The sequence below is a fragment of the Propionivibrio sp. genome (genome assembly GCF_049316945.1).
In the GTDB taxonomy this organism is placed as follows: domain Bacteria; phylum Pseudomonadota; class Gammaproteobacteria; order Burkholderiales; family Rhodocyclaceae; genus Propionivibrio.
In genome coordinates, this window is the sequence record NZ_JBMOJE010000256.1 from 1 (window position 1) to 3,585 (window position 3,585).

Consider the following 3,585-nt stretch of genomic DNA (forward strand, 5'->3'; position numbering starts at 1 on the left):
GCTCTGCACCCCAAGGGATTTCCTGCGGGGCACATTTCCTTCGGTCAGATTCCGGCTTTCGCCGGAATGACGGTCTTGGATGCTTGTGCCAAATATTTCACAGCCTCTGACTGGTAGCGAACGCTTGGAGCGCCTTCTCGGAAGCCAGCTGCTAGGCAAACTATTCAATTCCACACGCTCCGAACTAACTACCGCGACCCCGGTTGCGCACGAAAATCCATCAAGCCGTCATTTTCGGAGTTGCGGCATGAAAAACACTCGGTAGCAGAGCTATGCGGGAGTGATTGAAGTTAGAACCCTTGAAACTGGCGGGGCAACCACTCGGGATGCAAAATGACTGTTGATATCCGCTTGCAAATCGAGCAAATAGCCCTGACCGTCAGGATTTCGTTAGGCATTGTATCTCGCCATCAAAAACTCCTGTACTTTTCAAGCGGCATACCGTTTTTCTCAATGTAAGCATTCCAGCAATCAAAGGCTTTCGCATTTTCCTTTACCCAAAGCTCGGCGCGTTTATCAGCGACGGCTTTGGCCAGGCCAGATTCAGTCGCTTGTGAGACATTGATACGCAACGCTTTTGCTTCAGTGAGAAGGGTCTCCGCCAAAGACACATTGGTCGCCTTCTTTGCAGTATTCGAATGCTTGCTGGTCATCATTGTCATGGCAATCCTCCATTCAGATGTATAACTGTCTGCTGTGAGCATGATACTCGTTCAGCATCGATGGACGATTTTCACGGAGCCAGCCGTTCCCGTACCCAGCTTCCATCCGGCTGCAATCGATAGGCAATGCGGTCATGCAGCCGCGATGAGCGGCCCTGCCAGAATTCCCAGTAGTCCGGCTTCAGACGGTAGCCGCCCCAGTGCATCGGGCGGGGCGGGTGGAAGCCAAACTTGAGACCGTATTCAACGGCGCGTGCAACTAGAATGCTGCGCCCGGCAATTACCTCGCTCTGAGGCGACGCCCAGGCACCGATGCGATGGTTCAGCGGGCGGGTGGCGAAATAGGCATCCGACTCCTCGTCCGACACTTTTTCCACCCGCCCTTCGATACGCACCACCCGTTCCATTTCTAGCCAGTGGAACTGCAGCGCGGCATAGGGATTAGACGCCAGTTCGCGCCCCTTGCGGCTGGTGTAGTTTGAGTACCAGACTACTCCGCGTTCGTCGCAGTCCTTGATCAGCACCGGCCGTGACGACGGGCGGCCGCTCTCGCCTACAGTGGCCAAGGTCATTGCATTCGGCTCGGGGATGCCTCGCTTGAGTGCTTCGGCCAGCCAGGACTGGAACTGCAGCAACGGTTCGCTGGCAGTTTCATGCTCATCCAGCGTGCCTTGCTCATAACTCTTGCGCAAATCCGACAGGGGGGTGTTATCGATCATGGTGAATCTCCGGATGCAACTAGAGGTGTGCTTAAAGCATGGCCGGAGACTCGTGCAGCCAGATATTTTTTCTTGGTATCCATCTCGAACCAAAGCACATCCCAACGCTAAATTGTACCCCCCTCCCCTCTATCCACGGTGAATCAAAGGGTTCAGCGTTCTGCACCACAGGCCCCAAGTCAATGGGTATAATCAAAAAGACCGCAGGGCATGGCGTTCGGCTGGGTTTTCGTATTGGTCATGGAGTGTTTGTTGCTACCTTCCTTACGTGCCATAACAGGGCTGCAGAACTTTAAAGCCTTTCCTGAATCAATTCATCAACAGCAAGAATCAGAGAATTCTTGAGGATTTCGAAGGTCGATCGGTGATGGAAAATCAAATTTGGCGGGATATTCAGCTCATTCGTGAGGATGCACCGCTGGTGCTCAACATCACCAATCATGTGGTCATGAACACCACGGCCAACGCACTTCTCGCGATCGGCGCGTCTCCAGTGATGGCTCACGCCATTGAAGAAATCGAAGAAATGGTTGCTCTTGCCAAGGCCCTGGTAATCAACATTGGAACCTTGAGTTCGCCATGGATCATGGCGATGTTCAAGGCCGGAAAGGAAGCCCGCCGGAGAAATATCCCGATTGTCCTGGATCCGGTCGGCTGCGGGGCAACACGGTTCCGAATGACGACGGTGCTGCAACTGATACGCGAAATCCAGCCGACGATCATTCGCGGGAATGCGTCGGAGATCAGATCACTGGCGCTCTCGGGTCCAGGTGGCAAAGGGGTCGATAGCCAGCACACCCCCGACGAGGTCAGCGAAGACGCCCGTGCCCTTTCCCGATCCGCAGGATGCGTTGTTTCGGTGAGTGGGCCGGTGGACTTGGTTGTCCAGGGTGATGATTCTGTCCGAATCGCCAATGGGCATCCGCTGATGACCAAAGTCACCGGTATGGGCTGTACAGCCAGCGCAATTACAGGGGCCTTTGTCGCGATAAACCCTTCGCCTTTTCAGGCCGCCGCCCACGGCATGGCCATCATGGGAATCTCCGGTGAAATAGCCGCCGGGCATTCAGCCGGTCCGGGAAGTTTTCAGAGCAATTTCCTGGATGCGCTATATGGCCTTCAAGAAGCCGACATTGTGCAGCACCTCAAGATGCAGAGTCTGTGATGATGAGTCGAAAGGCCTGATTGCTTTATAACCGCCGCTCAAGAGCCACCAGGGTGATCCCATGTTAGCCGGAGAAAAATCGGCAAAAATCGATTTCGATTACGCCATTATTTTTAACGCCACCAGTAACGGGATGGCGTTTACCGAATACGACTCCGGCAAGATTGTGGATGTCAATACGGCCTGGATTCAAGCCACCGGGATAGCCCGGGAGGACTCCATTGGCAGGACGGCGTTCGAATTGGGCGTATGGGCCAACATGACTGAGCGTGACGCTTGCCTTGCCCAACTCGTTAACAATGGGCGCGTTATGGATTTTGAAGCCCGATTGGTCATGAACTCAGCAGAACGGCCACATTTCATATCGGAGCAGTATACAGAGATGGGCGGCGAGCCCTTCGTACTATGGGAGTTTCGTGACATTACACAGCGCAAACAGGCCGAGGCTGAACTCATCGCGACAAAGAACAAACTGCAAGCCATGCTGGACGCCTTGCCCGATCTCTTGTTTGAGGTCTCGGCAGAAGGTCGCATACACACCTACCATTCCCCATCGTCCTCCTCGACCGGTGCGTCCAGCCATTGCTTGATGAGGTGCAGTACGTTTCCATCTACAATCCGACGGCTTACGCTTTTCATCAATTCGGCATGCGGGATGCTGTCAAAATAACCTGACAGGTCCGCATCAATGACGTGGTTATGTCCGGTGCTCAGCAGTCGATGAACCGCTTTTACCGCGTCCTGCGCCCCACGACCTTCCCGATAAGCGTACTGCTCGGGCTGCAGGTCGGCTTCAAATACAGGTTCCAGCACAATCATGGCGGCCGTCTGTACGACTCGGTCGGTGATCGTCGGTATCCCCAAGGGACGCAGTTTGCCGTTCGGCTTCGGCAGCCAGACTCGCCGTACCGCTTCCGGTACGTAGCCCTTCGTCCTCAGCCGTTCCGCCAGTTCTCCCAGCCATCGCTCTTCTCCACCCGCTTCCACTACTGTCCGGTTAAACGAGAGAGCAAATTGCTGAAAGCCTTGAATGACGGTC

4 protein-coding genes and 1 pseudogene are annotated in these 3,585 nt (G+C 54.7%); 2 read left to right on the forward strand and 3 right to left on the reverse strand.

Going from position 1 to position 3,585, the window contains the following annotated elements; translation table 11 throughout:
• Positions 1-410: 410 nt before the first annotated feature.
• Together ACOYNV_RS26560 and pdxH are read right to left on the reverse strand one after the other, a co-directional pair.
• Positions 411-662, reverse strand: a complete 252-nt coding sequence (locus ACOYNV_RS26560) for a type II toxin-antitoxin system CcdA family antitoxin (protein WP_422902828.1) — start codon at positions 660-662, stop codon at positions 411-413.
• 71 nt (positions 663-733) lie between these two features.
• On the reverse strand, positions 734-1,381 hold the full coding sequence (gene pdxH / locus ACOYNV_RS26565; protein WP_422902829.1) for a pyridoxamine 5'-phosphate oxidase: 648 nt from the start codon (positions 1,379-1,381) through the stop codon (positions 734-736).
• A 367-nt stretch (positions 1,382-1,748) separates the two neighbouring features.
• Here pdxH and thiM point away from each other — a divergent pair, with 367 nt between their 5' ends.
• Positions 1,749-2,546: a hydroxyethylthiazole kinase gene (gene thiM / locus ACOYNV_RS26570; RefSeq protein WP_422902830.1), complete on the forward strand. Its 798-nt coding sequence runs from the start codon at positions 1,749-1,751 to the stop codon at positions 2,544-2,546.
• Positions 2,547-2,607: 61 nt separating this feature from the next.
• A pseudogene (locus ACOYNV_RS26575) lies at positions 2,608-2,988 on the forward strand (PAS domain S-box protein); the annotation flags it as partial.
• Positions 2,989-3,086: 98 nt separating this feature from the next.
• Here the strand turns inward: ACOYNV_RS26575 and ACOYNV_RS26580 are convergent.
• The coding region (locus ACOYNV_RS26580; RefSeq protein WP_422902831.1) for a reverse transcriptase domain-containing protein at positions 3,087-3,585 on the reverse strand (499 nt) is incomplete at its 5' end.

What these genes read in the sequence shown, in the direction of transcription:
- ACOYNV_RS26560 (WP_422902828.1), bottom strand. Translation starts at nt 662, where the DNA reads ATGACAATGATGACCAGCAAGCATTCGAATACTGCAAAGAAGGCGACC.
- pdxH (WP_422902829.1), bottom strand. Translation starts at nt 1,381, where the DNA reads ATGATCGATAACACCCCCCTGTCGGATTTGCGCAAGAGTTATGAGCAA.
- thiM (WP_422902830.1), top strand. Translation starts at nt 1,749, where the DNA reads ATGGAAAATCAAATTTGGCGGGATATTCAGCTCATTCGTGAGGATGCA.